We start from the raw sequence: 24388 nt of genomic DNA, 5'->3' as shown, positions 1-24388 counted from the left end.
TATCTTCGCCTTCATCGAAGGCTTCTACAACCGAACAAGGCTCCATTCCGCCGTGGGATATATCGCCCCGATCGAAATGGAGCTAAAAGCCGCCTAAACCAGTCCACTTTCTCGGGGGAAGATCAGAGTTCTGATTACAAGGTGCTGGCTAGCTCGGAGGCCGGCAGCCTATGGAACGAGCCTATTCACTTGATCTGGCGGGGGCAGCTCGCGAGCCAAAGTTGTGCCAATCCCTACCGCCTCGCCGCAAGTCGGAGCGATAGCCGCCCTCCGCTTTTGAAGAGCGCTTGGGCGACAGTGCTCGCCTCGTCCCACTACGTCTATCCTTGAACAGGTGCCGTCTAAGCCGAAAAACGCTTGCGCATTTCAGTCGGGCTGACGCCGAATTGGCGGTACATGACCCGACGCAAGCTGCCCTGAGAGCCAAGCCCAGTCCGGTCAGCGATCTGAGCGAGGCTCAGGTCAGTCGTCTGCAAAAGCGAATAAGCCAATTCGCACCTTACCTTCTCCACTGCTTCGGCCGGAGAATTGCCTGTCGTTTCACGAAATCGACGATGAAACGTGCGGAGTGACTGGCCGACAACCTCCGCCATTTTGTCTGCCGTCCAGGGCGCGGTCGGATCAGACGCGATCCGCTGAGTAAGCCTCTCGTATAGCGGCGACCCACGTGCTTGGAGCGAGAGAGGTTCGCTGTACTGCTTTTGTCCGCCTGCTCGCCGCATATACACGACAAGTCGCCTTGCGACTTTGATCGCCAACGTCGAGTTGTGGTCCAATTGAACCAGCTTAAGCATGAGATCGATGCCCGCGGTTACACCTGCAGTGGTCCAAATCGGACCATCATTGGCGAACAGCGGAAGCGGATCTACTTTAACAGCAGGAAACTCTTTGGACAGTCGCTCACAAGAACGCCAATGAGTTACGGCAGTGCGGCCGTCCAGCATTCCCGTCGCAGCGAGCAGAAACGCTCCAGACGCGCTGAGCTCGACGGCTCAGATCATGTAGTGTCGCTCGAATCCGCGGATCGTCTTTCAGATTATGGACGCCGGGCCCTCCGGGTACGACGAGCGTGTCAAATTCTCCAGTCGCAGGAATCTCGGCTGCGAACAGCGAGAGGCCGGAGGCGGTCGTGATGGTTCCGGGATTGAGTGCGACGAGGCGCACGTCATAGAGGGGCGTTGCTCCTTCGTCATTAGCCGTGGTGAACACCTGAGCCGGGCCTGCGATATCGATGATCTGAGCACCCGGAAAGGCAAATATCAGCACCGTTCGCTTTGGCACAACCTGATCGGTATTTGGCATAGACATAAGATCACGTTTTCAGAAGGATAATCTCAACTTGGCGCAGATCATACATCTGTCAAGACGAACGGAGTTCTCTATGGAAATTACGCGTCGTGACGCCGCAGTGCTGACACTCGGCGCCTCAATCGCCGCTCTCGGCTCAGTTCGTGCCGGAGCCGATGAACCGCGTCCCTCACTCCCCGGACCGGCTACGCATTGCAATGTGATTGTCGTGCCCGATATGGTACAACTCGACATCACGGGCCCCTTCGAAGTGCTCGCGCGCACGCCGGGCTGGACAGTCGATCTAGTTGCCGCAACGATGGGTCCTGTACGGACTGATCGTGGTCTGCGGCTGTTGCCGAATGTGACCCGCGAGACTGCCCTCAGAAGCGACATTTTGGTCGTTCCGGGAGGCACTGGCATTGACACCGCGATGCTTGATCCCAGCTGGATCGATTTCGTGAAGCGCCAGGCCCAAGGCGCCAAGTACATATTCGGCGTCTGTACGGGGTCACTGCTTCTTGGCGCAGCTGGCCTTCTAAAGGGACGGCGTGCCGGGGGACACTGGCAAGCGCGCGACTTGCTTACTCAGTTCGGCGCAATCGTTTCAAACGATCGCATGACGCGCGACGGAAACATCTACACCTCGGGCGGCGTCACGTCGGGCATCGACATGGCGCTTCGCGTTGTGGGTGACCTCCGCGGAGAGGAAATTGCCAAGAGAATTCAGCTTGCGATGGAGTATGACCCCGTGCCTCCCTTCAAAGGCGGAACGCCATACACATCGCCTCCCGAGGTGGTTCAAGCAGTTCTCGCAGCCTCAACCGAGCGGCGTGCCAAACGGGAACGGCAGGTTGCTGAGGCTGCCGCGCGCCTGCGAGCTTCTGAATGACTCCGTGCATTAGCGGCGAAGGGCTTCGAACCCGCCGAATTCACATTGCCCACGAAGCATGGGGAAACTAACGCGACCCACCCGTTCAAGACACTTGTCAAGACAGAGGTCTCTCAGCAGGGCGTCGACGCGCCGCGCGATGAACGTCCGCGGTTGGGCTTGATGAGGACCTCGGCTTTCTGACGCCGGCGGAGCGACTGCGAGACATGAGCGATCCGCATACCGTCCATCCGAGCGAGCTCACCTGCTGTCCGCGTTCACAGCCCAACCATCCCCATCCAGAACATGGAGCTGTCGCCGACATCGATATCGTATTTGCGAACGAACTCCAGTTTACCGTCACTGCCAATGCGGAACACCGACAGCCCAGCCGCAACAACCTTTAAGCCGCCGCTGTCGCGCACAGTGACGGGTAGGTTGTGCTCGGCCACCAGCATCCGGCCGCTCGGGTCGATGTGAAACGTGCGCGGATGGATTCCGCGTGACTCGATATGCTGTAGGGGGGCGGGCTCGCCCGTCTTCTGGTCGATCGCGTAGACCGCGATGCCATTTTCACCACCCTTGAATACTTGAGTGCCATCGAACTCCTCAGTTTGTTCGGCTCGATTTGCCACGTAAAGAAATCTGCCATTTGGATGCACATGGATCGCGCCAGCGGCCTGGCGCGCGCGCCGCCTGTGGGGCTCGGCCAATGTGGTGGTTCGGTACAGCAACTTTGGCTCCACCCTGCCGTCCTTCATGCGAAGGAGGCCGACCTGGTTCTGCGTCTCGATGGAGAGAAACATCCAGGGCTGCGTCGGATGAAAATCCAGATGGCGCGGCCCGAAATCCCGACCACCGTCCGGAGCAATCGAGACTTCGTTGCTCAATAGTCCGCGCTCGTAGTTGAAGACCTTGATCGCCCCAGGCTCCTCGGCGTGGGTGGGAGTGCCTTCGTTGCCGCGGGTGACCAGGATTGCCAGGTTGTTGTCCGGAGTGACGCGCGCCTGGTGAGCGTAGATGCCCGCGTCGATCGGATCGGCCTGGCGCACCTCTTCGCCTACTGTGAAGTCGCTGTTGACTCGATAGACACGAAGACCGCTCGGCTTGTTGAAGGCGACCAGGATGTTCTCCGACGGAATGTCGGTGCTCAGGTGAATAGGCCGCGTGGGAAGAGCCACAGAGGCACCGTGCAGTGCCACGGCGCCGCTCTCTTCAATTCTGAGCGCCACAAGATGATGCGGGTTCCCCGGCTCGGCTCCGTTGCCCGGTGCGGTGTTGCTGGTGGCAACGTACAGAAACTGCCCAGAGCGACGCGGCCAAGCATATTGCACGCTGTCCGGCAGCGTAATCGTATCCCGTCTGGCGAGAGCAAATGCGTCGAGGTCGACCTCGTAGCGGGTGAGGTCTCGACCGACGTTCGCATAGAGCGCCACGGGTCGCTGTGCTCTTTCGCGCGCAGTCCCTGCCGTGGACTCGACGGGAGCGGCGATTGTTGCGGCGATAGCTGTCAAGATGGTTCTCCGGTCGATCATGATGTTTATGCCCTCTTCGCCTGATTGCGGGCCGGCTCTCACTCGTCCCGAATGACGAACTTGAGCAGGAGGGCGACCACCGTCGACACTGCGAGAAATCCGGCCATGGCGAGCAGCCCGGCCTCGAAGGAGCCGGTCGTGTCCTTGAGCCAGCCTACGATGGTCGGCCCAAAGAAACCGCCGGTCGTGCCGATCGTGTTGATGAATGCGATGCCGCCAGCAGCGGCAACGCCCGTCAAGAAGCGCGTGGGGATCGACCAGAAGATCGCGCGAGCAGCGGTAACGCCAACGAGGGCGCCCACGAGGCCCAGCAGCGACAGGTCGAAGCGACCTGTCGCGATGGCGAGCAGAAAGCCTGCGACGGCAAGGAAGCAGCAGGTCGCGAGATTGGTGACCTTTTTACCCGTGCGGTCAGCGACGCGTGCCCAGATGATCATGCCGACGCTGGCAGCGAGATACGGCAGTGCCGAGATCCAGCCGACCTGGAGATTGGTGAAGTCCTGTTGCTTCAGGATCTGCGGCAGCCAGATCTGAATGCCATACGAGCCGACGGTGAAGCCGAGGTAGACGATGGTGCAAAGCCATACCCGGACGTCGCGGAGCGCCACGCCCAGCCGACTGACCGCACGGTCGCGTTTCTCGCTGTCGAGGCTGGCGATAACGATGCGCTTTTCTTCGGGCGTCAGCCATGCTGCATCCTGCGGGCGGTCGGCGAGCAGCTTTAACAACAGCACGCCAATGAAGACGGCGGGCAAACCCTCTATAATGAACAGCCACTGCCATCCGGCGAGACCGAAGTGACCGTCCAGCCCCAGCAGTGCGCCGCCGAGCGGGCCTCCGATCACGGAGGAAACGGGAATCGCCACCAGAAACCAGGACAGAATGCGGGCGCGATATTCGGCCGGAAACCAGGCCGCGAGGAAGAAAGCAATTCCGGGAAAGAAGCCCGCTTCCGCGACACCCAGCGCAAAGCGCATCAGGTAGAAACTCGCCGGTCCCGATACCAGACACATGGCACAGGATAGTAGCCCCCACGAGATCATGATCCGGGAGATCCAGATCCTGGCCCCGAACCGATAGAGCAGCATATTGCTCGGCACTTCGAAGCCGCAGTAGCCGATGAACAGGATGCCGGCGCCCCAGCCGAACTGTGTCGCCGACAGACCGATATCGCGGTTCATCTGCAACGCGGCGAAAGCGATATTGGTGCGATCGAGGAAGTTGAAGAGATAGCCCAACGTCAGAATCGGCAGCATCCGCCAGATCACTTTGCGGAAGGCGGCTCGTCTCAAGAGATCGCCAGCGTCGACCTCACTACCAGGAGTCGACTGCAGAACAGCTGTTTCGCCCACGGTGTTTCCTCTCTTTGAGCCTCTTGTTGCCGAGGCGCTTTATCGATGATGCCGAGTGATGTGCGGCAGGAAGGCTCGCCCTGTTCACGCTGGGGACGCGCACTCGGCGAAGGCCTGGAGCTTCGCCAACAGCGCCCCATCGAGACGGACACCCTCGCGCCGAGCGCGGGCAAGGTTTCGATTTTCGATCTCGCCTGGCACCAACACGGGAGCATCCGGATCGGCGGGCGGCGTGGAGTGCAGGATGTCCGCGAAATCGTTCATTCGTCCCGACAGCCACTCGGCGACACCGAGCCGCTTTGTGTCGATCAAGAGGAAGTAGTGACCGAGATTTTGAGGCTCTTCGGGGGAATCGACCCAGGATCTGACATGGGTGAGATACGCGGCGCCCGACAGCACCCCCGCCAGCAGATCAACGACCAGAGCGAGGCCGTATCCCTTATGGCCGCCGATCGGCAGCAGAAAACCGTTCAGCGCCTCGCTCGGGTCAGTGGTGGGTCTGCCGGACCGGTCCGTCGCCCAAGTGTCAGGAATCGGCTGCCCCGCCTTGGCTGCGTTTCGGATCTTGGCACGTGCCGCGACGCTGATCGCCATGTCCAGGATGATTGGATCGCCACCTGGATTGGGAAAGCCGAAGCCGCATGGACTGTTGCCGAGACGGGCCTCGCGTCCGCCCCAAGGCGCAATCGTCGTGGTCGCGTTGCTGCCAATCAGGCTCGCAAAGCCCGCTTGGGCGGCGATGTAACTGTAGGGCGAAACCGGGCCGAAATGATTGCTGCCACGGGCGAGCGCCAGGGCGACGCCGCTCGTTCTCGCCGCTTCCATTGCTGCCTCGAGCGCCCGCATTCCAACCAATGGACCCACGCCGTTATCGCCGTCGATCCTGACCAAGGCGGGCCCCACGGACTCTGACGTGATGGACGGACGCGGATTGATGCCCTTGATCTGAAGTCGCTCCCCGTAGGATTCGATGCGGCCTACCCCATGCGTGCTCAAGCCGAACATCTCGGCAAGCACCAGAACGCGGGATGCGTCGGCGGCGTCCTCCCTGGTGAGCCCCAATCCAATAAGCGCCATCGTTGCCAACTCGGTGAGTTCGGCCTCAGACAAGATGCGCTTTGCTTGTTCCTCCATCGAACGTCCTCTCCTCCCGAAGGGCTCGCGCCTTTCGCGGCATGGTCATGTCCAAGGCTTCTTGGCCGCAATTATGGGTCGGTGGAGAGCGCATAAAAACTGTGCAATATATAAATTCAGATCACAGGAATCCTGCTCTATGGACACACGCTTTCTCGAGTCCTTCGTCGCGGTCGCCGAGAGCGGTTCGGTTGCCGAGGCGGCGCGACGGCTCAATATCGCTCCGACCACGCTCGCCCTTCGGATCAGAGCCCTGGAGGGGGAACTCGGCTTCGCCCTCATGACCCGCTCCGGGCGCACGGCCAAGCCCACGCCCGCTGGCGAAGCGGTCGCGCTCCGCGCGGCCGGTCTCCTGCGCGATCTTCGCGACCTGAGAACGCTGCAAGATGAGGAGCAGCCTCGGGGGCAATTGCGGCTCGGCGTCGCGCAGACCGCGATCGCCACGGTGCTGTGCGATGTGCTTCCGGCGCTAGCGCAAAAGTATCCCGAACTGGAAATCGTCGTCCAGAAAGGCTCGTCCGCCCAGGTTTTCGCAAAACTGAACGCCGCAGAGGTCGACGGAGCCTTCATGTTCCATCCGCCGTTCAGGCTCCCGAAGAGCTTCGTGTGGCGGCCGCTCAGGGCGGAGCCTTATGTCGTTATCGCATCCAGCTCCGAGCCCATCAGTGACCCGCTTCGACTTCTGAGAGAGCGACCGCTGGTGCGCTATGACCGCTCTTTATGGTCCGGCCAGATCGCGGAGAACTATCTGCGGCAGCAGCGCATCCGGCCGAACGATCGCATCGAACTCGACGCGCTGGATGCGATTGCTGTGCTCGTGCACCGCGGCATCGGCATCTCGCTCGTGCCGGATCGGGTTTTGCCGTGGCCCGAGGGACTTTCGATTAAAAAATGCACCCTTCCCGAGCCGGCGCCGCAACGCGAGTTAGGATTGCTCTGGCCGATTGCCTCCGCTCACGCGCGGCTAATCCAAGTCGTGGAACAGGAAACCGTCCTTGCACTCGGCGGCGCAGCACGGGCAGCCGTGACTTAACTGCGAATTGCCGGGCAAAGATGCACCTGTCCGTTTTAGCCCTGCTCTTGATCATCGTGCAGCGCCGCAGGCCTGCCTTCTTCACTACTCGCTCCAAATCGTGAACTGAACGAATGGTAACTAAATGTGGACGATCGAGCCTAGATCGTCCGCACGCAGCACCTTAGCCTGCTCAACAGAGAGTGTGCCGCCGCTCGATCGGCGTGAAAGTGACCTGCTATGATAACCATCAACGGCTCCGCAGCACTTCTTCCCGATGATCCGCGCGTTTCGTTGCTAGATCTTCTGCGTGATCATCTGAAACTCACCGGCACAAAAAAGGGCTGTAACCAAGGCGCGTGCGGCGCCTGCACGGTCCTAGTGGACGGCGAACGCATCCTGTCCTGCCTGGCGCTGGCCGTGCAATATGATGGGCGCATAGTCACGACCATCGAAGGTCTCTCACCCGAAGGAACGCTGCATCCGCTCCAGCAAGCATTCATCGAGCACGACGGTTTCCAATGTGGCTACTGCACCCCCGGCCAGATCTGTTCGGCGGTGGGCATGGCAGCAGAAGCGAAGCGCGGCGCGCCGAGCCACGTCACCAGTGATCTGTCGATGCGCACGATCCCTCTCACCGGCGACGAGCTGCGCGAACGCATGAGCGGCAATCTGTGCCGCTGCGGAGCGCACAACGGCATCATCGCGGCAATCCGTGCGGTTTATGCGGAGCATGCCCAATGATCCCATTCAACTATCTTCGCGCCGCCGACGATGGTGACGCCGTGCGCCGCGGTCTGGCCGAGAACGCCAAGTATCTCGGCGGCGGCACCAATCTCGTCGATCTCATGCGCGAGATGATCGAGGCGCCGAGCGCTCTTATCGATGTGTCGAGCCTATCGACAACGATCGAGGCCAGAGCGGACGGGAGCGTGCTGATCGGCGCGGCGGCTCGCAACACGGCGGTCGCGGAGCATCCGATCGTGCGCACGCGCTATCCGTTGCTCGTTCGAGCCATCCTCTCCGGCGCTTCGCCGCAGATCCGCAACATGGCGACCGTTGCCGGCAATCTCCTGCAGCGCACGCACTGCGCCTATTTCTACGACGAGAACGGATCGCGCTGTAACAAGCGATCGCCTGGGCAAGGCTGCGATGCGATCGGCGGCATCAATCGCGGCCATGCAATCCTGGGGACGTCCGAAGCCTGCATCGCGACCCATCCGTCCGACATGTGCGTCGCGCTGGCAGCACTTGGCGCCATCGTGCATGTCAGGAACGCAGGCGGCGAGCGCAGCCTGCCCCTCACGGACTTGCATCGCTTGCCCGAGCACCGCCCCGATCGCGAGACGATGCTCGGGCATGGCGATCTGATCACGGCCATCGAGGTTCCTGCGCTCCCGTTCGCGGCACGATCCGCCTACCGGAAGGTGCGCGACCGTGCGAGCTTCGCCTTCGCGCTGGTCTCCGTCGCCGCTGCCGTGAAGCTCGACCGGGGAACGGTGCAGGACGTCCGCCTTGCGCTCGGCGGCATTGGAACGAAGCCTTGGCGCGCATGGAAAGCCGAGGCGGCGCTCAGAGGCAGACCGGCCGTAATCGAAAGCTTCCGGGCCGCAGCCGAGGCCGAACTGGCCGATGCCAAGCCGCTCGCCGACAACGGGTTCAAAATTACGCTCGCCAAACGGACCATGATCGCAGTGCTCAGCGATCTCACGGGGAGGACCTGATCATGGACAGCCCTGTTCCTCGCCGCCGCGGCGTCCTCACACGGCGTCTTTTGCTCGGTGGCGTCGGCGCCGCCGGCATAGGCGCGGCCCTGAACAATATCGGCTTCATGCGGATGTTTCGTACCGCAGCCGAGCTCGCGCCCGAAAGCCTGATCCCGGGCGGCACGCCCGATCCGTTGATCGACAGGCGCGGCCTGATGGGCGCGCCGGTGTCACGCGTCGATGGGCCGCTCAAGGTCCAGGGCGCCGCGCGCTACGCCGCCGAAGTGCCCCTTGAAGGCTTGGTCTATGCGGCGTTCGCCTTCAGCACCATCGCCAAAGGACGCATCGCGACCTTGGATACGAGCGCGGCCGAGCGCGCAGCCGGTGTCGTCTTGGTGATGACGCACAAGAATGTGCCGGCCCTGCATAAAGCCACGGCCGAGGCGGGCGACCAGCTGGTGCCGATGCAGGACGATCGCATCTATTGGAATGGGCAGCCGATCGCTGTCGTCCTGGCTGAAACCCAAGAGCACGCGGATCATGCCAGCTCGCTGATCGAGGCCACCTATGAAACCGAGCCGGCAATAACCACGTTCACGGCCGCCAAGGCGCGCGCGCGCCGCGTGCCCTATTTCGGCGAGCCACTCTACAACCGGATCGGCGATGCGGACACCGCGCTCGCCGCTGCTCCGTTCAAAGTCGACCAGGTCTATCGCACGCCGTTCCAGAACCACAACGCGATGGAGCTGCATGCGGCCACCCTCGCTTGGTCCGGGGAAGAACTCACGGTGCACGACTGCACCCAAAGCATCCGGCAAACGACGCAGGCTTTCGCGAAGAACTTCGGCCTCAAGGAGGAGCAGATCCACGTCAGCGTGCCGTTTGTCGGCGGCGGCTTCGGAGGCAAGTAATGCAGTGGCAATATAAACTCCTGGCCGCAGCCGCCGCAAAGCTTGCCGGACGCCCGGTGCGGGTCATGCTCTCGCGCGAAGGCGTCTACCGGACGGTCGGCGGACGGGCCGCCACCGAGCAGCGTGTTGCGCTCGCCGCGCGGGCCGACGGGCACTTCGAGGCGTTGATCCACACAGGCATGTCGGCGATGACCCCTCATAGCAGCCTGCCGGAGGCGTTCATCGCATCCACGCGGGCGCTCTACGCGAGCCGCGCGATGGATCTGGATGTCCAGGTCGCGGACATGGACATGCTGGTGAACACCTACATGCGGGCCCCGGGCGACGCCGTGGGCAGTTTCGCGCTGGAATGCGCCATCGACGAACTCGCCGCGGCGATGAACATCGACCCGATCGAGCTCAGGCTTCGCAACGAGCCCGACAAAAATCCGACATCCGGCCGGCCCTTTTCCGCGCGTCATCTGACTGAGGCCTATCGCATCGGCGCCGAGCGCTTTGGATGGAGTAAGCGCAATCCTAAGCCAGCCGCCCGCCGCGAAGGCGAGTGGCTGATCGGAATGGGCTGCGCAACCGCGGCCTACCCCTACGTTCGCATGCCGGGCGGCGCGGCTCGCATTACGCTCAACAAAGACGGTCACGCGAAGATCGAGACTGCGGCGCACGAGATGGGCATGGGCACCGCCACAGTGCAGACGCAGATTTGCGCCGAGCGGCTCGGTTTGCCGATCGAGAACGTGACCTTCGCATATGGAGACTCGTCCTTGCCCGGCACGGCGCCGGCGATCGCTTCGCAGCAGACAGCGTCGATTGGCGCGGCGGTCATGGCCGCGCATCAGAAGTTGGTGGCCGACCTGCTCGAGTTCGCCGGCGAGCATTCGCCGCTTGCAGGCCTCAAGGCCAGCCAAGTCGAGAGTGCGGATGCCGGCTTGCGCAAGCGCGACGAACCCGGCCGACGCGAAAGCTATGTCTCGATCCTCTCCCGCGCGCGGCGCGATGAGGTGGTCGCCGAAGCCAGCGCGCCCCTGCCGCTGGAGATGCTTCATTGGTCGGTGCATTCGTTCGGTGCGCAGTTCTGCGAGGCGCGCGTCAGCGAGGTGACCGGCGAAATCCGCATCGGCCGGTTCCTCGGGTCGTTCGATTGCGGCCGCATCCTCAATGCCAAGACCGCGGCAAGCCAGTTCCGTGGCGGCATCATCATGGGGTTGGGCCTCGCACTGATGGAGGAGACGCAGCTCGACGAGCGCAACGCCCGCATCATGAATCCGAACCTGTCCGACTATCACGTACCTGTGCATATGGACGTGCCGGAAATCGAGGTGATCTGGACCGACATACCCGATCCGAGGGCGCCAATGGGCGCGCGAGGCATCGGCGAGATCAGTATCACCGGCGTCGGCGCGGCAGTGGCGAACGCCGTCTTCAACGCCACAGGCAAGCGCGTGCGTGATCTGCCGATCACGGTCGACAAGCTGATCTAAGGGGGCCGGCGGACGCTAGCCGTTACTGCTTACTACCGAGTGGTTCTGCCAGTCCGATGAGAAGGCCTTCGGGGCCGCGGATGTAGCAGAGCCGATACGAATTCTCGTACTGAACCACTTCGCCGACGAACTGCGCACCATGCTTGCGGAGTCTGGTATGTGTTTCGTCGACGTCGCTCACTGTGAACATTGCAAGCAGGTAGCCGAGGGCGTTCACCGGCGCATTCCGGTGATCGGCGACTACAGACGGATCGAGAAAACGCGAGAGCTCGAGGCGGCTGTGGCCGTCGGGAGTGACCATCACGGCGATCTCGACGTGCTGATTACCCAGTCCAGAGATGCGTCCGGCCCATTCTCCTTCAACCATTGCTCGCCCCCCAAAGCGTCAAGCCAAACTCGGTGAAAAAAGAAACCGTATCATCGAGAGGTTCCACCAGGATGCCGACATTGTCCATTCGCAGCAATTTGCTTTTAGTCATGATTTCGGTCGGGTCCCTGGTGATGGTGTAGCTGCTGAACGGTAGCGTTGGACGGGGTTTTGATTGCTTACGCGGCTTTCCGCGATGAGGAGAGCCCGATGCCCCTAGCCCTGTCGGCCGATCTGCGCGCGCAGCGTCGCGTTCACCCGCCATGTCGGACTGCCGTCGGCGCGGTATGCGCGGGCGCAAACGGTTTCTGCGCTCTCACTCCTTCGGGTAGTTCGTCCGGCGATCGAACGCGGCGAGGCGCGGCGGCCGCGGATCTATCCGTCGCCTCGGCTGAAAGAAGCCCAGCAGTCGTTTGTTCATTACCGGATGCGAAGCGGAGTCCTTTCGCTCCCGGCTCCCCTTGCCGGCGACCATATTGGCGCGGCGAGCAGTTCATGACCCGCTTGAACGCCGTGCTGAAGGACTTCTCGGACTCATAGCCGAGCGCCAACCCGATCTCGGCAAGCGACTGGCGCGTCGAGGTCAGCCTGTCTGCCGCCTGCATCATGCGCCAGCGGGTCAGATATTCCATTGGCGAGAGGCCAACCCTCTCCTTGAACGTCACCGCAAAGGCGGTGCGCGACATACCCGCCTCTCTGGAGAGTGTCTGGAGCGTCCACCGTTCTCCCGGCGCTCCGTGCATCGCCGCAATGGCCGCGCCCAGCCGCTTGTCCGCGAGGGCGAAGAGCCATCCCGCTTCTTGCGTCGTTCGATCGGAATGATAAAGCCGCAGCGCCTGCACCAGGACGATCGTCGCCAGCTGCTGGGCGATGATGAAATCGCCGGGTTGGCCCTCGACAAGTTCCTGCCGCATGCGCTCGACGCACCAGCGCAAGGTCGCGCTGTTCGGCTGGTCGCGAATGTGGAGAAACGGCGGAAGCATGTTCAGAAGCAGCTCGGCCTGTCCTTCCGAGAGCGTGAAATAGCCGCCGATGCTTAAGTAATCCCCGCCGCCATTATAGGTAAGAATGCGGCCATTGGGCCGCGGCGGCAAAACCTGGCTGACTTGGACAGGCTCCAGCGACAGGTCGCTGGCGATGCTGAAGGGCCGGCCTCGCGGGAGCAGGAAACATTCGCCGGCAATCACTTGCACCGGTGCTTCGCCCTCGACCGAGAGCCAGCAGGATCCGTTTACGACGGCGTGGAACTTGATCCCGTCATGCGGCCCGAAGCTGATCGCCCAATCTCCGCCCGCGTCGAAACCGCCCGACACGTAGCTGCGCAGCTTGAGAAGCGCGAGCACATCGGAGAGCGGATCCATCTGCGCATTTTCTGAACGATTGAGAACCATATGCGGACTCTACGGCGTGGATCGTTCCGGATCAACCGCCTAGATTGGGAGGCAATTTTGAACAAGGAGAAACGTCATGCGGATATTTGTGACCGGTGCGACCGGATGGGTCGGCTCCGCCGTGGTCGAGGACCTCATCGCGGAGGGCCACCAGGTCGCGGGACTTGCCCGCTCCGCTGCCAGTGCGCAAAGGCTCGCGGCCACAGGCGCGCAGGTGGTGCGCGGCTCGATCGAGGATATCGAGGTGCTCCGCGCCGCCTCGGCACAGGCCGATGCCGTGGTCCACACCGCCTTCAACCATGACTGGTCGCGCTTCGCCGAGAACTGCGCGGCCGACAAGCGCGCCATCGAGGTGTTGGGCGCGGAACTCGAACGGTCGGAGCGGCCGCTGATCGTCACCTCTGGCGTCGCCCTGCTCGCGCCCGGACGGCTCGCCACCGAGGCCGATGTGGCGCCACCCGTGACGGAGAGCTTCCCGCGCGCGTCAGAAGCTGTCGTCGAAGGGCTTCGCAGTCGCGGTGTCCGGGCAACGACAGTACGCCTTGCTCCAACGGTGCACGGCGTCGGCGATCATGGCTTCGTGCCGCGGCTTGCCGGCATCGCCCGCGACAAGGGCGTGTCGGCCTATATCGGCAATGGCCAGAACCGCTGGCCGGCCGTGCATCGGCTCGACGCCGCCCGGGTGTTCCGCCTCGCGCTGGATCACGCTGTCGACGGACCGTTTCACGCCGTCGCCGAACAGGGCGTGGCGCTAAAGGACATCGCCGAGGCGATCGCGCGCCAGCTTGATCTACCCCTGGTCTCCAAATCCGCCGATGAGGCAGGCGAGCATTTCGGGTGGTTCGCACCGTTCGTCGGCCTCGACGCGCCGACCAGCAGCGAGCGCACGCGCGCGATCCTGGATTGGACGCCGAAGCAGCCGGGGCTCCTCGAAGATCTAACGCAATCGGACTATTTCGGCGCCTGAGCAGCCTGCAATCCCATTGAGGCTGGACCTTTCCCTGGGTGTCGTCCTTTGGCAGCGACTTCAATTTTGATTTCGGGGTCTCTTTCAAAAAGGAGGACCTGGCTGCTGGCACAGCCAAGTTCAATTACGACACGATCCAGCTCAAGAGCAGCGAAGAATGATCGGCGCCAGCATATTTGCCAAAAACGAGACTGGCGAAATCTTCCACGCTTACTCAGCCTATTCCCGTGGCATCGAGAATTTGAAGTTGCGGTCCAGGGAAGCAATGGCTGTTGACCTATCGCAACGAAGCGGTGAACTAGTAAGAAAATTGCCGGCATCCCGGCCTCTTGAATGGCTCTCGTGCGTTGATCCATGTGGGGGATATGATCCAGCCTGACGAAGCCCTGAGGGGGGCACCATGGCGGTCGAAACGGAACTGAAATTCCGCATACCGGCGCGTAGCCTGAAGGCACTAACGAAATCGCAGATTGCGGGCGGCAAGGTCGGTGAGCGGACCGAGAGCGATTTGGTGTCGACCTATTTCGATACGGCAAAGCACAAGCTGAAGCGCCATGGCCTTTCGCTTCGCGTGCGGCAAGATGGCGAGAAGCAGATCCAGACGGTCAAGTCGGCGAACGCTGCGCAGTTCGGCCGAGGTGAATGGGAAACGGAGATAGTGGACGATGTGCCCGATCTCGGCAAGGCCGACGGCACGCCGCTCGAGCAGTTCGCGCCCAAAAAGCTCCGCCGCAAGCTGAAGCCGATCTTCAAGACGTCCGTCCATCGCATCACACTACCTGTCCGCACCAAACGGAGCGAGATCGAGCTTGCAATCGACCTTGGCAACATCATCGCCGGACGCCGATCGAATCCGGTCGAGGAGCTTGAGCTGGAACTGAAAAGCGGTCGCCTTACCGACTTGTTCCGAGTTGCAAAGGCGATCGAGCGAAAGTCGGGAGCCGAGCTTGATCTGCAGTCAAAAGCCGAGCGGGGGTATGATCTCGCCGGCGGCAACGACCAGCACGTCGTCTTCGCCGAAGCGATCGAGCTGAACAACGACATGACTGCGAACGAGGCATTCCGGGCCATCGCACGCTCCACCGTCCGGCATTTTTTGCGAAACGCCGACGCGGTCCGCAACTCCGATCCGGAAGGCATTCATCAGATGCGGGTCGGACTGCGGCGGTTGCGCGCGGAGATCTCGCTTTTTCAAAACTCCTGTCTGGCGCAAGCACGCAGAAAATCAAGGCACAGCTGAAGTGGTTGACCGGCGAGCTCGCGCCGGCGCGCGAGCTCGACGTGTTCATGAACGAGAAGATTGAGCCAGCGACGCGCGACGATCTGCTGCGCCGGGGCGGCCAGGCCATCAAGCAGGAATTTTCCGAGAGGCGCGATCGGCGTTTCGCGTACGCTCGACCAACCGCTCGACGGACTGTATTGCAAAGCTGAGGAACGATTGATCCAGCCTCCCCTGCGACAGCTTCTCCGAGACGTTCCCGATGACGACCTGCGCTCCGCCAACGAGACGAGCGGGGATCGAAAGCAGCGTCTCATTGACCTGCGCGTGGGCTCGAACGCCACCGGTGAAGGCCGGGGAAACCGATATCACCAGGACTGGCTTGTCGATCAGAACGGACTTCCCATACGGGCGGGACGCCCAGTCCAGTGCATTCTTCAGGACTCCCGGCATGCCGTGATTGTATTCCGGTGTGACGATGATCAAGCCGTCGCTGTATGCTATCGCATCCCGAAACTCCCGCACCTCGTCCGAAGCATGGTTTCCATCCTCATCCTCGTTGTAGAGGGGAAGCTTCGGACTCAATATCTCGAGGCTCGTCTTGCCTGGAAGGACATCGCGCAAACCGGCCAGGGTTGCTCGCGAAAAGGCCCCCTTGCGAAGGCTGCCCGGCAGGCCAACAAGACGGGTCGGGGCTGCAGGCATCATACGATCTCCATCGCGCTGCACCTACTGAACCTGGGTCGAGACAAGCTGATGATCCGCACGCCAGAACCGAATTCGAACCGGTCTGATTACCGGGTCAGCGCACTTTGCGGCGCTCCGGAAACATGCCCCAGTGCGAACAACTGATCCACTTGTCGTGGTCGGTCGCGAATGCAGTTGCCGATGTGGTAGAGGTCATGATCGTCTCCTTACATTGTACGAACGATCTGGAAGTAGGAAGCGGCCACCGCGTCACCACTAAAATTCTGTTCAGGCGCGCCTGTCGATTGGCTGGTCATCGCGAGGGCAGAACCACGTTGCTGCGCGGCGATCCGATTTCTGGCTCCGGATCCGGTCCGGCCTGAACCAGGCCATCATGGCGCATCGAGAGCTCCGAAGCCGGTGACGTCGCCACCCGTTCGAGCAGTGCATGCAGCTACGGATGAAGCCCTTCGCCGCGCGACGCCGCGAAAGCGCCGAATTGATGAAAAGCGCACATTGTCGAACTCCTGGGCTGCCCGCGGCAAGATGTGGGACTGCTGCGCGAGCACTCGACAACGATCGACCGCGAACGGCCGCGCGGATCGCGTGAAACGTCACCGGCCATGAGGAAGTAGTGGGTCGCACCCGGATATCGATTAAATACGCGTTCATTCACCGGCGCCGGCGACGACGGTTTCCGGATTTCAGCAGCGCGACCGGTGCTCAGCGATCGCCCCGTAAATGATCGATTTCAACGATCGGAACGGCCACATCAATCTATTAGATAAATTCGATGCCGAGAACCACAATTGGCGTGGCCCCCTGGAGAGACGCCAATGACCGATGCAATCGATTTCCGCCGTTCTTCAATCAAACCCGTCATCCGCGATGCCATCGTGTCGCATATGGAACAGGCGCGCTCGGTCATTCCTGGCGTCGCGCTGGCCGGAGCCGTCGCGCTCGCCGCAGACCTGCTTCACAGGGTTCCGGGGGCCGCCACGTTCAGTCCGATGATTCTCGCGATCACGATCGGGATCGCGGTGCGCAATCTTGTCGGCACGCCATCCTTCGCCGGCCCGGGACTCGCTTTCAGCATGCGCCGTCTGCTCCGGTCCGCGATCGTTCTGCTCGGCTTTCAGATCACGCTGGCCCGGCTTGCGGCCGTCGGCGCAATCGGTCTGTTCGTCGTGACGGCCACGCTCGTTGCCACCTTCGCGTTCACTCTCGCAGCCGGTCGCCTGCTCGGCGTCGATCGGAAGCTCACCCAACTGATCGCTGCGGGCACCTCGATCTGCGGTGCTTCGGCAGTTGTGGCGACCAACAGCGTCACCAAGGCATCCGACGAGGACGTCGCCTATGCGATTGCCTGCGTCACGATCTTTGGTTCGATCGCAATGTTCGTCTATCCCGTTCTGCCGCATCTTCTGCATCTCGAAGGCGCCGCCTATGGGCTCTGGAGCGGGGCATCCATCCATGAGATCGCGCAGGTGGCCGCCGCTTCCTTTCAGAACGGCCAGCGCGCCGGCGAAATCGCAACGGTCGCCAAGCTTGCCCGTGTCATGTTGCTTGCACCCGTGGTCCTGGCCCTGAGCGTCGCGCCCCGGCGGGAGCCAGGCGCGGGTCCAAAAGGCCGCCCCTCCCGTGGTTTACTATCGGCTTTGTCGCGGTGGCCGCCATCAACAGTTTCGTGACCATCCCGGCAGACGCTAGAAGCGCAACCGTCACTCTGTCGACGTTCCTGCTCACGATCGCACTCGCCGCCATGGGCCTCGAGACCGACGTCTCAAGACTCTACGCGAAGGGTTTGCGGCCAGCTATATTGGGCGGGTTCGCCTTCCTGTTCATCGCAGCTTTCAGCCTGACGCTCATCAAACTCATGGGGTGACCATGACGCTCGAACAACTCCGGATCTTTGCCGCGGTCGCCGACAAGCAGCACGTCACACAAGCCGCGCACGAGCTGAATCTGACACAATCGGCCACGAGCGCGGCAATCGCCGCGCTCGAAGGGCGTTATGGGGTCAAGCTGTTCGATCGGGTGGGCCGCGGCATCGTTCTCACACATATGGGCCGCTGCTTTCTCAACGAAGCGCGGGCGGTGCTGGCGCGTGCCCATGCAGCCGAGCAGATGCTGCGGGATTTTGCCGGGCTCACGGCCGGAAAGCTTGTGATTGCCGCCAGCCAGACGGTCGGCAGCTACTGGCTACCGGCGAGACTGCTGGCATTTCAGGCGACCTATCCCGGCATCGAAATCGAAGTCAGGATCGCCAACACCGAACAGGTCGCGACCGACGTTCGCGAAGGCATGGCGGATGTCGGCTTCATCGAGGGCGACGTCGACGATCCTGCATTGTCCGCCCGCCGCGTCGACACCGATACGCTGGTCGCTGTAGTGGGCGCACAACACCCGTTGGCGACCCAGCAGTCGCTTCCTCCCGACTGGATGATCAGAACACCATGGATCCTTCGCGAGTCGGGCTCCGGAACGCGCGCCATGTTCGAGCGGGCCTTGAAGAAACGCGGGGTACGCCTCTCCGACTTGACGGTGCAGCTCGAGCTGGCTTCCAACGAGGCAATTCGAACGGCGGTCGAGACCGGCCGCTGTGCCGCGGCCATCTCCGATCTGGTGGTCGAAAAGGCGATTGCGGCGAAGCGGCTGTTCCAGCTGGAAGGCGAACTGGCGAAGCGCTCGTTCTACGCTTTGCGTCACAAGGAGCGGCATGTGAGCAAGGCCGAGGCCGCGCTGATGTCCAGCATCGCTGCGGGCGCTGCCGCGTAGAAAGACCTGCGACCGCGGGCGACACTTCTGCGACAATTGAACTGATGCCTCGCCGGTAACGCCGCGAGCGTTGTCGCCGCGCACTACCGTCCGTGCGCACTCAATCGTGTCCGGCGATCGGAACGATCTCATCATCTCGTTGGATTGCTGCCGCGCCGCGGCCTACGTCTTAGAGAAGCGACAGGCACATCGAACACCGCCTGCCGGAAGCATCGAGATGGAGATTCACAATGATCGGTTCGTACCGCGCATTCCTCGCGATTGTCGTGCTGGCTACCACCGCTTCGGTACTCGGTGCGCCGCTCGCGCAGGCCCACAACGAAATGCATTTTTCGAGCAAAGGGAGTATCATTCACTCGCATGAGCGGTTGCGCTTTAGCAACCGGCATCTGCCGTGCAGCCATCAGGCGCCGCCGCAGCAGCAGGTCGCAGATCCGTTCGCAGACATGATCCTCGGATGAGCGATGCATGAAAGTGTATGCGTCACCTCGACAGGAGCTCTCGATGCAGCAACATCGCAACCAAGCACGCTCTCAAGCTCTGACTCGCCGTGCCATGCTTCGCACCATCGGAGTGGCGGGCATGGCGCTTGCATCCTCGTCGGCCTGGGCAGATCAATCGGTGGAGCTGCCGATTGCCGGCGGTCCGCGGCAGCGGCCGCTGACGGACGACTTCCCGCAGAAGGGATCAATGATCCTGCAGCGCACCCGGCCACCGCTGCTGGAAACTCCGATGGAAGTGTTCGATCGCGGTGTATTCACGCCGAACGACCAGTTCTACGTGCGCTGGCACTGGGCCGTGATCCCGACATCGGTGGATGCAGCGGCCTTCAGGCTTTCCGTAAGCGGTCACGTCAATCAAGTGCTGTCGTTGTCGATCGGCGATCTGCTCAAGCTGCCTCGCGTGGAGCTTGCCGCCGTCAATCAGTGCTCGGGCAATTCCCGAGGCTTCTTTTCACCTCGTGTCCCCGGTGCGCAGTGGGCTCATGGCGCGATGGGCAATGCGCGATGGACGGGAGTGCTGCTCAAGGATGTGCTCGACCGCGCGGGCGTCAAGCCAGGCGCGATCCAGGTCCGCTTCAACGGACTGGACGAGCCAGTGGTACCCGAAGCGCCCGATTTCCGAAAGTCGCTCGACATCGATCACGCGCGCGACGGCGAAGTCATGATCGCCTTCGCGATGAACGGCGAGCAGCTGCCGTTGCTGAACGGCTTTCCGCTACGTCTGATCGTGCCCGGATGGTACTCGACCTATTGGGTCAAGATGCTCAGCGACATCGAAGTCCTTGATCGCGCGGACGACAATTACTGGATGGCGACTGCCTATACCGTTCCGGATACGCCGCACGCCAACATCGCGCCGGGCCAGACCGGGGTAAAGATGGTTCCGATCAGCCGGATGGTGCCGCGGTCCTTCTTCACGAATGTTGCGGAAAATGCGTTACTTCCAGCCGCCGCCAGCGCAACAATCCGCGGGATTGCCTTCGGAGGCGACACTGGCGTCGCCAAGGTCGAGCTTTCGATGGATGACGGCCGGACCTGGCAGCTCGCGACACTTGGCGATGACTTCGGAAAGTACAGCTTCCGCCGCTGGCAGATGAGCGTCCCCCTGTTGGAGAAGGGCGATCATTCACTCATGGTCCGCTGCACGAATCTGAGCGGCGACGTTCAGCCCGCAATGCCCAACTGGAACAACAGCGGTTTCATGCTCAATGCCGTCGAGACGGCCCATATCACCGCCATTTAGGAGCAATTTCATGCGCCACGCCATCATTGCCCTTGGCGCCTCGTTGGCTGCCCTGCTAACGCCGACCTCCGCCCGAGTCCAGCCCGCTCCGGCAATCACATCGACAACCGTGGAGCTTCCTGCGGGCGATGCGCTGTTTCCGGGTGAATCCAGCGCGGATGCCATCAACAACAACTGCCTGGCCTGTCACTCCGCGGACATGGTGTTGAACCAGCCTGCCCTCTCCAGGTCCGTCTGGGACTCCGAGGTCCGCAAGATGATCAAGCTCTACAGAGCGCCCATCGACGAGAGCGATGTACCCGCGATCGTCGACTATCTCGTCAACACCAAGGGGACGAACTAGCGTCAGGCCTGCGACCAGCCCGAGCTGGCGTTGTCCAGCCAGCGCTCCGTGTCTTCATCCGTCCAACCGGGAATGGCGAAGCGAGGACGGACGGACAACGCCGCACCCGGAGCTGCCAATTGTTGTCGATGGCCGTGCGCACGTGCCGCGGGGGCGACCGGACCGTGCGTTGCCGCGGAAGCGGCGCACGAAATCAGCAGAAGACCAAACGCCAGAAGACAACGCATTGAGATCACCCGAGGTCGTTTGCACGATCGACGCGGCGTACGGGACGTGCGACCGGATCCTGCGGATCACATCGCGGGAGGCTGGCCACCGAGCTTGGATGGATCGTCGTAGCTGGGCGTGTCGTCGTAGTAGGTCTGCGGTCGAGCGGCCGCATAGGACTCCCTCGGGACGGTGAAGTCCCCCAGCGATACGGTTTGCCCATGATGCGTCATGGCCCGATGTCGGGTGTGGGTACCATGCAAGGGAGCCGCGCTCGCACATGCGGTCAGTGAGATCAAGAAGCCTACGGCTAAAAGAGTACGCATCGAACTTTCTCCAGTTGTTCACCTCCTGGAAGTGATGCGCGTCGTTCGTGATCCCAATCTGCACGGGCTGCACGAAATATCACATTACCGGCATCGCGTCCGTCGCGGCGCCGGCGATCGCCTTCGAGGCCGCAACGACTCGAACCAGCGCACGCACAAGAGCTCAGGACAACAATCCGCGCCAGCTATTTCCAGTACTGGGCGACAAGCGGAACAACGAGTCCGATCAGGACGCCGTTTAACCCGATGCCAACCGCGGCGAATGCGGCACCAAGCTCGTTGCGTGCCGCGACCTGCGCCGCCGCGACGCCGCTCCCGGCAATTCCGGCCGCAAGACCGTGGGCTCGCCAATCGTGGATGTTCAGCGCGGTCAACATTTTCCGACCGGCGACTGCCGCTACAATACCGCCAAGGATCGCGAGTGCGGCCGTCAGGGCCGAAATGCCACCGACCTGGCTGGAGACCGCGACCGCAATCGGCGTGGTCGCCGCTTTCGGCGCCATCGAGAACGCAACCGCGCGTGAACCTCCAAGGAGCCACACCAGACCAATCCCGCTGAGGATCGATGTGACGGAGCCCGCCAGCAATGCAAGTCCAACACTCAGAAGATTCTCCTTGATGAGCCGGACACTTCGCGCCAGCGGAACGGCCAAGGCGACGGTTGCCGGGCCGAGCAGAAAATTGATGGGCTGGGTTGCCGCAAAATAGACCCTGTAATCGGTCCCGGTCATCACGACGGTGCAAGCTACGAGAATGATGGCCGTGAGCACCGGGCTTGCGAAGCTCGAACCACCGCAGGCCCGCTGCAGCGCGTTACCGAGGGCGTAAGCCGCCAGCGTTACCACGAGCCAGAGCACGGGCGTCGCACCAAGCGAAATCCAGAGACGATCGATTGCAAGCATTGACAACAGCCTGACGTCGTTCAACGCGTCTTCACGCCCCGCACGGTGTCCGGCGACCGCCTCGCGGCGCGGCGGCGAATGCTCCAATGCATCACCAACCCGGTGACGGCAAGGCTCAGCAATGTCGATCCGATCAGGCCCGCGGCAATCGGCAGCCATTCCGCCCGCAGTACTCCAGTCTCCGCAATGAGACCTACGCCGGCCGGCACGAACAGTAGCCCCAGGTGACGGATCAAGGTTTCAGCAGCGTGCTCCACGCCGGCAATCACCGGCGACTTCGCGGCCGGCCCTTCCATTCTCAAGACCAGCGCGGCGGCCAGAATCGACATGCCGATCACCGGTCCCGGTACGGGAAGCGCAAGAACCTGGTGAAGCAGATCGCCGGCGAATTCGCACGCCAGCAGAACAAGAAACGCGGGGACGATCATTTGCTATGGCGCCGTGCGCGAGTTCAACATCCGCGACAGATCGACCCCTCCAGCATTTTTTCAAGCCGCGCATCCTCCTTGTCGATGGCTGGGTTCGTGCCGAGCAGCGGCCCTTTCATGGCGTGGCCGATCCCACCGGACGACGGCAGCGCAGTACCCAGAGAATTCGTTCCCGGCGTGGCGGCACTCGTACCGAGCGCGCCCCCCATCGACATGTGCGATCCCATGGATCCCCCCATACCGCCGCGGGCAAATGCCGTGGTGGCGGAGAGGGTGAGACAAAGTGTGAAGCAAAACAGGGACAACAGTTTCATGACTCGTGTTCCAGGCGTTGAGATGACCTGAACTTAAAGTAGGCGTCACGCGCGGTCCGCGCCGAGCACGATCGCGAGAGCGATCCTGACAAGGAATACAGACTCGGTACGGCGGACGTAGACGACCTCAGTTGGATTTCGTCGTCTCAGACGGATGATCCGCGACAATGCGCAGTTCCTGTCACGTAGACCTGCGAGGGTGCCACAACGGCAGATTCCGCCGCGGATGCGGCCGCGACGCACGATTGCCGCCGGACCTGGACAGCACATATTGGCCAGCGTGGCGGACGAATGTCTGTATGCAGTTGGAGCCTTGGCAAGGTTCGGGTGCATTCGGGCACTGGAGGAGCGAATAGTCGAGCCGAACGACGTTTGAGTTATCGTCGTATGTCGCGAAGTAGTGACCTGCTTCAGCATTGGCGCCGCACCTGGCCCAAACAACCCTCCTGATTCCGGATGGAAGGCGAGCGATCCTTCCGGCACTCATTGGAGGATCAGAGGGGACTACCGGCACCGCATAACCAGGCGACGCCCAAGCCGAGACTGCCATGCAGATCAGTATGAATGGAATTCGTTGCATGTAGCACCTTAGCAGACCGCAGTTCCTCAGGAGGGCATCTCCGATGATTAGATCATCCGGGCTTAAGACTAGGACGTAGATGCGCTCCGGCAAGGATCATGACAGCGAATTGAAAATCTCTGATCAGGGTCGCGGGCGCGCTGTCGGCACCCAACTGCCCGGAGCCAGCGCGCTCCGCTCTCGAAAGTGAATTGGATTGATCGGCCCCGGTGCCTACGTTTACCTCGACAATCGAGCGTCTGGGATTTCGAATGCGTAAACATATCTGTGCGACGGCGGCCCTTCTGTTGAGCGGTGGCAGCTGTCTGGCGCAAGTCTCGACCATGGGCACGACCGCCATGGCCATTCCGACAACACCGGGTGCGATTGTGTCGTCTCCGCTGGCAGGGCCAAGTCCGTTCACGAGTCTGTTCTCGGCCGCGACCATTCCCGGTGCGCCGGCAACCACTCTGGCGGCGCCCCCGCTGGCGCAGGATCCGACACTTCCGGGAACGAGCGTGAATTGCGCGCCGACCGAAGTGGAGCTTTCGCCGTCCGTGGACAGCGTCACTTCCACGAGCAGCAGCGTTTCCGCGAGTCCCACGGTGGCGATGAGCGCAGAAATCCCAATGGGTACCATCACCGGCATGTTGGGGCCGAGCGCACCGACAACGGGTACAATCTTGTCGCCGACCTTGCCGGCGGCCATGCCCGTGACCATCGTAGGCACGGTCACCGGCAGCACAACAGGCACGGTCGCACCAGCGTCGATACTCGCTGGCTCCACACCAGGAAGCTCGTGCACGGCGGCGCCCGGGAGCACGCTGACCAATGCTGCGGCCTTGCCGGCCTCCACGCCCGCCGTCCC

At 62.2% G+C, this 24388-nt stretch carries 22 protein-coding genes and 3 pseudogenes; 13 read left to right on the top strand and 12 right to left on the bottom strand.

Going from position 1 to position 24388, the window contains the following annotated elements:
- Nucleotides 1–341: 341 nt before the first annotated feature.
- Both AC066Y_RS34765 and AC066Y_RS34760 read right to left on the bottom strand, forming a co-directional pair.
- A complete protein-coding gene (locus tag AC066Y_RS34765) occupies nt 342–944 on the bottom strand; it encodes a GlxA family transcriptional regulator (protein WP_478277808.1) in 603 nt (200 codons plus the stop codon).
- Nucleotides 901–1302, bottom strand: coding sequence for a DJ-1/PfpI family protein (locus AC066Y_RS34760; protein ID WP_478277807.1), 402 nt, complete (start codon nt 1300–1302; stop codon nt 901–903). Before AC066Y_RS34760 ends, AC066Y_RS34765 begins: the two co-directional genes overlap by 44 nt.
- 79 nt (nt 1303–1381) lie before the next feature.
- Between AC066Y_RS34760 and AC066Y_RS34755 the strand changes: the two genes are divergently transcribed.
- Nucleotides 1382–2179 (top strand): DJ-1/PfpI family protein, encoded by a 798-nt coding sequence (locus tag AC066Y_RS34755; RefSeq protein ID WP_478277806.1) that lies wholly within the window; start codon nt 1382–1384, stop codon nt 2177–2179.
- A gap of 257 nt (nt 2180–2436) precedes the next feature.
- Here AC066Y_RS34755 and AC066Y_RS34750 read toward each other — a convergent pair whose 3' ends face one another.
- The 3 genes from AC066Y_RS34750 to AC066Y_RS34740 form a co-directional block, all read right to left on the bottom strand.
- The gene (locus AC066Y_RS34750) at nt 2437–3672 is read right to left on the bottom strand and encodes a lactonase family protein (RefSeq protein WP_478277805.1); all 1236 of its coding nucleotides are present in this window, start codon (nt 3670–3672) and stop codon (nt 2437–2439) included.
- 59 nt (nt 3673–3731) lie between these two features.
- Nucleotides 3732–5045: an MFS transporter gene (locus AC066Y_RS34745; RefSeq protein ID WP_478277804.1), complete on the bottom strand. Its 1314-nt coding sequence runs from the start codon at nt 5043–5045 to the stop codon at nt 3732–3734.
- 84 nt (nt 5046–5129) lie between these two features.
- Nucleotides 5130–6179, bottom strand: coding sequence for an Ldh family oxidoreductase (locus tag AC066Y_RS34740; RefSeq protein ID WP_478277803.1), 1050 nt, complete (start codon nt 6177–6179; stop codon nt 5130–5132).
- 139 nt (nt 6180–6318) lie between these two features.
- On the opposite strand from AC066Y_RS34740, the gene AC066Y_RS34735 reads away from it, so the two are divergent.
- The 4 genes and pseudogenes from AC066Y_RS34735 (at nt 6319) to AC066Y_RS34720 (ending at nt 11286) form a co-directional block, all read left to right on the top strand.
- Entirely contained in the window at nt 6319–7212 is an 894-nt protein-coding gene (locus tag AC066Y_RS34735) for a LysR substrate-binding domain-containing protein (RefSeq protein ID WP_478277802.1), read from the top strand.
- Between the two features lie 219 nt (nt 7213–7431).
- A complete protein-coding gene (locus AC066Y_RS34730) occupies nt 7432–7935 on the top strand; it encodes a 2Fe-2S iron-sulfur cluster-binding protein (protein ID WP_478277801.1) in 504 nt (167 codons plus the stop codon).
- Nucleotides 7932–8915, top strand: coding sequence for an FAD binding domain-containing protein (locus tag AC066Y_RS34725; RefSeq protein ID WP_478277800.1), 984 nt, complete (start codon nt 7932–7934; stop codon nt 8913–8915). The genes AC066Y_RS34730 and AC066Y_RS34725 overlap by 4 nt, the downstream gene beginning before the upstream one ends.
- 113 nt (nt 8916–9028) lie before the next feature.
- A pseudogene (locus AC066Y_RS34720) lies at nt 9029–11286 on the top strand (xanthine dehydrogenase family protein molybdopterin-binding subunit).
- Nucleotides 11287–11308: 22 nt separating this feature from the next.
- Here AC066Y_RS34720 and AC066Y_RS34715 read toward each other — a convergent pair.
- Both AC066Y_RS34715 and AC066Y_RS34710 read right to left on the bottom strand, forming a co-directional pair.
- Nucleotides 11309–11765, bottom strand: a pseudogene (locus tag AC066Y_RS34715) (VOC family protein).
- A gap of 142 nt (nt 11766–11907) precedes the next feature.
- Nucleotides 11908–13014 carry an AraC family transcriptional regulator gene (locus AC066Y_RS34710; RefSeq protein ID WP_478277799.1) on the bottom strand — a complete coding sequence of 369 codons (1107 nt, stop codon included), beginning with the start codon at nt 13012–13014 and terminating at the stop codon, nt 11908–11910.
- 106 nt (nt 13015–13120) lie between these two features.
- Here AC066Y_RS34710 and AC066Y_RS34705 point away from each other — a divergent pair, with 106 nt between their 5' ends.
- The 3 genes from AC066Y_RS34705 to AC066Y_RS34695 all read left to right on the top strand — a co-directional run bounded on the left by AC066Y_RS34705 (nt 13121) and on the right by AC066Y_RS34695 (nt 15251).
- Complete coding sequence (locus AC066Y_RS34705) at nt 13121–14011, top strand: SDR family oxidoreductase (RefSeq protein ID WP_478277798.1); 891 nt, start codon at nt 13121–13123, stop codon at nt 14009–14011.
- A 38-nt stretch (nt 14012–14049) separates the two neighbouring features.
- Nucleotides 14050–14172, top strand: a complete 123-nt coding sequence (locus tag AC066Y_RS34700) for a hypothetical protein (protein ID WP_478277797.1) — start codon at nt 14050–14052, stop codon at nt 14170–14172.
- A 239-nt stretch (nt 14173–14411) separates the two neighbouring features.
- Nucleotides 14412–15251: a CYTH domain-containing protein gene (locus AC066Y_RS34695; RefSeq protein ID WP_478277796.1), complete on the top strand. Its 840-nt coding sequence runs from the start codon at nt 14412–14414 to the stop codon at nt 15249–15251.
- A 108-nt stretch (nt 15252–15359) separates the two neighbouring features.
- Here AC066Y_RS34695 and AC066Y_RS34690 read toward each other — a convergent pair whose 3' ends face one another.
- Complete coding sequence (locus tag AC066Y_RS34690) at nt 15360–15938, bottom strand: NADPH-dependent FMN reductase (RefSeq protein ID WP_478277795.1); 579 nt, start codon at nt 15936–15938, stop codon at nt 15360–15362.
- Between the two features lie 884 nt (nt 15939–16822).
- Between AC066Y_RS34690 and AC066Y_RS34685 the strand changes: the two are divergent.
- From AC066Y_RS34685 to AC066Y_RS34665, 5 genes and pseudogenes are all read left to right on the top strand, one after another.
- Nucleotides 16823–17802, top strand: a pseudogene (locus AC066Y_RS34685) (YeiH family protein).
- A 2-nt stretch (nt 17803–17804) separates the two neighbouring features.
- Nucleotides 17805–18695 carry a LysR family transcriptional regulator gene (locus AC066Y_RS34680; RefSeq protein WP_478277794.1) on the top strand — a complete coding sequence of 297 codons (891 nt, stop codon included), beginning with the start codon at nt 17805–17807 and terminating at the stop codon, nt 18693–18695.
- A gap of 230 nt (nt 18696–18925) precedes the next feature.
- A complete protein-coding gene (locus AC066Y_RS34675) occupies nt 18926–19156 on the top strand; it encodes a hypothetical protein (protein ID WP_478277793.1) in 231 nt (76 codons plus the stop codon).
- Between the two features lie 43 nt (nt 19157–19199).
- Nucleotides 19200–20441 carry a molybdopterin-dependent oxidoreductase gene (locus tag AC066Y_RS34670; RefSeq protein WP_478277792.1) on the top strand — a complete coding sequence of 414 codons (1242 nt, stop codon included), beginning with the start codon at nt 19200–19202 and terminating at the stop codon, nt 20439–20441.
- A gap of 10 nt (nt 20442–20451) precedes the next feature.
- Nucleotides 20452–20784 carry a cytochrome c gene (locus AC066Y_RS34665; protein ID WP_478277791.1) on the top strand — a complete coding sequence of 111 codons (333 nt, stop codon included), beginning with the start codon at nt 20452–20454 and terminating at the stop codon, nt 20782–20784.
- Nucleotides 20785–21502: 718 nt separating this feature from the next.
- Here AC066Y_RS34665 and AC066Y_RS34660 read toward each other — a convergent pair.
- From AC066Y_RS34660 to AC066Y_RS34645, 4 genes are all read right to left on the bottom strand, one after another.
- On the bottom strand, nt 21503–22219 hold the full coding sequence (locus AC066Y_RS34660; RefSeq protein ID WP_478277790.1) for an LrgB family protein: 717 nt from the start codon (nt 22217–22219) through the stop codon (nt 21503–21505).
- A 20-nt stretch (nt 22220–22239) separates the two neighbouring features.
- A complete protein-coding gene (locus AC066Y_RS34655; RefSeq protein ID WP_478277789.1) occupies nt 22240–22647 on the bottom strand; it encodes a CidA/LrgA family protein in 408 nt (135 codons plus the stop codon).
- Nucleotides 22648–22670: 23 nt separating this feature from the next.
- The gene (locus AC066Y_RS34650; protein WP_478277788.1) at nt 22671–22961 is read right to left on the bottom strand and encodes a hypothetical protein; all 291 of its coding nucleotides are present in this window, start codon (nt 22959–22961) and stop codon (nt 22671–22673) included.
- Nucleotides 22962–23593: 632 nt separating this feature from the next.
- Nucleotides 23594–24376 carry a hypothetical protein gene (locus AC066Y_RS34645; RefSeq protein WP_478277787.1) on the bottom strand — a complete coding sequence of 261 codons (783 nt, stop codon included), beginning with the start codon at nt 24374–24376 and terminating at the stop codon, nt 23594–23596.
- Nucleotides 24377–24388 lie beyond the last annotated feature (12 nt).

The organism is Bradyrhizobium sp. USDA3010 (genome assembly GCF_056429065.1).
Note: the sequence above shows the minus strand (reverse complement) of the source record. Positions and strands in the feature narration are given on the sequence as shown.

Bases quoted from the DNA above. Each gene is read 5' to 3' on its own strand.
- AC066Y_RS34765 (WP_478277808.1), bottom strand. From the start codon at position 944: ATGCTGGACGGCCGCACTGCCGTAACTCATTGGCGTTCTTGTGAGCGA.
- AC066Y_RS34760 (WP_478277807.1), bottom strand. From the start codon at position 1,302: ATGCCAAATACCGATCAGGTTGTGCCAAAGCGAACGGTGCTGATATTT.
- AC066Y_RS34755 (WP_478277806.1), top strand. From the start codon at position 1,382: ATGGAAATTACGCGTCGTGACGCCGCAGTGCTGACACTCGGCGCCTCA.
- AC066Y_RS34740 (WP_478277803.1), bottom strand. From the start codon at position 6,179: ATGGAGGAACAAGCAAAGCGCATCTTGTCTGAGGCCGAACTCACCGAG.
- AC066Y_RS34735 (WP_478277802.1), top strand. From the start codon at position 6,319: ATGGACACACGCTTTCTCGAGTCCTTCGTCGCGGTCGCCGAGAGCGGT.
- AC066Y_RS34730 (WP_478277801.1), top strand. From the start codon at position 7,432: ATGATAACCATCAACGGCTCCGCAGCACTTCTTCCCGATGATCCGCGC.
- AC066Y_RS34725 (WP_478277800.1), top strand. From the start codon at position 7,932: ATGATCCCATTCAACTATCTTCGCGCCGCCGACGATGGTGACGCCGTG.
- AC066Y_RS34710 (WP_478277799.1), bottom strand. From the start codon at position 13,014: ATGGATCCGCTCTCCGATGTGCTCGCGCTTCTCAAGCTGCGCAGCTAC.
- AC066Y_RS34705 (WP_478277798.1), top strand. From the start codon at position 13,121: ATGCGGATATTTGTGACCGGTGCGACCGGATGGGTCGGCTCCGCCGTG.
- AC066Y_RS34695 (WP_478277796.1), top strand. From the start codon at position 14,412: ATGGCGGTCGAAACGGAACTGAAATTCCGCATACCGGCGCGTAGCCTG.
- AC066Y_RS34690 (WP_478277795.1), bottom strand. From the start codon at position 15,938: ATGATGCCTGCAGCCCCGACCCGTCTTGTTGGCCTGCCGGGCAGCCTT.
- AC066Y_RS34680 (WP_478277794.1), top strand. From the start codon at position 17,805: ATGACGCTCGAACAACTCCGGATCTTTGCCGCGGTCGCCGACAAGCAG.
- AC066Y_RS34675 (WP_478277793.1), top strand. From the start codon at position 18,926: ATGATCGGTTCGTACCGCGCATTCCTCGCGATTGTCGTGCTGGCTACC.
- AC066Y_RS34670 (WP_478277792.1), top strand. From the start codon at position 19,200: ATGCAGCAACATCGCAACCAAGCACGCTCTCAAGCTCTGACTCGCCGT.
- AC066Y_RS34665 (WP_478277791.1), top strand. From the start codon at position 20,452: ATGCGCCACGCCATCATTGCCCTTGGCGCCTCGTTGGCTGCCCTGCTA.
- AC066Y_RS34660 (WP_478277790.1), bottom strand. From the start codon at position 22,219: ATGCTTGCAATCGATCGTCTCTGGATTTCGCTTGGTGCGACGCCCGTG.
- AC066Y_RS34655 (WP_478277789.1), bottom strand. From the start codon at position 22,647: ATGATCGTCCCCGCGTTTCTTGTTCTGCTGGCGTGCGAATTCGCCGGC.
- AC066Y_RS34650 (WP_478277788.1), bottom strand. From the start codon at position 22,961: ATGAAACTGTTGTCCCTGTTTTGCTTCACACTTTGTCTCACCCTCTCC.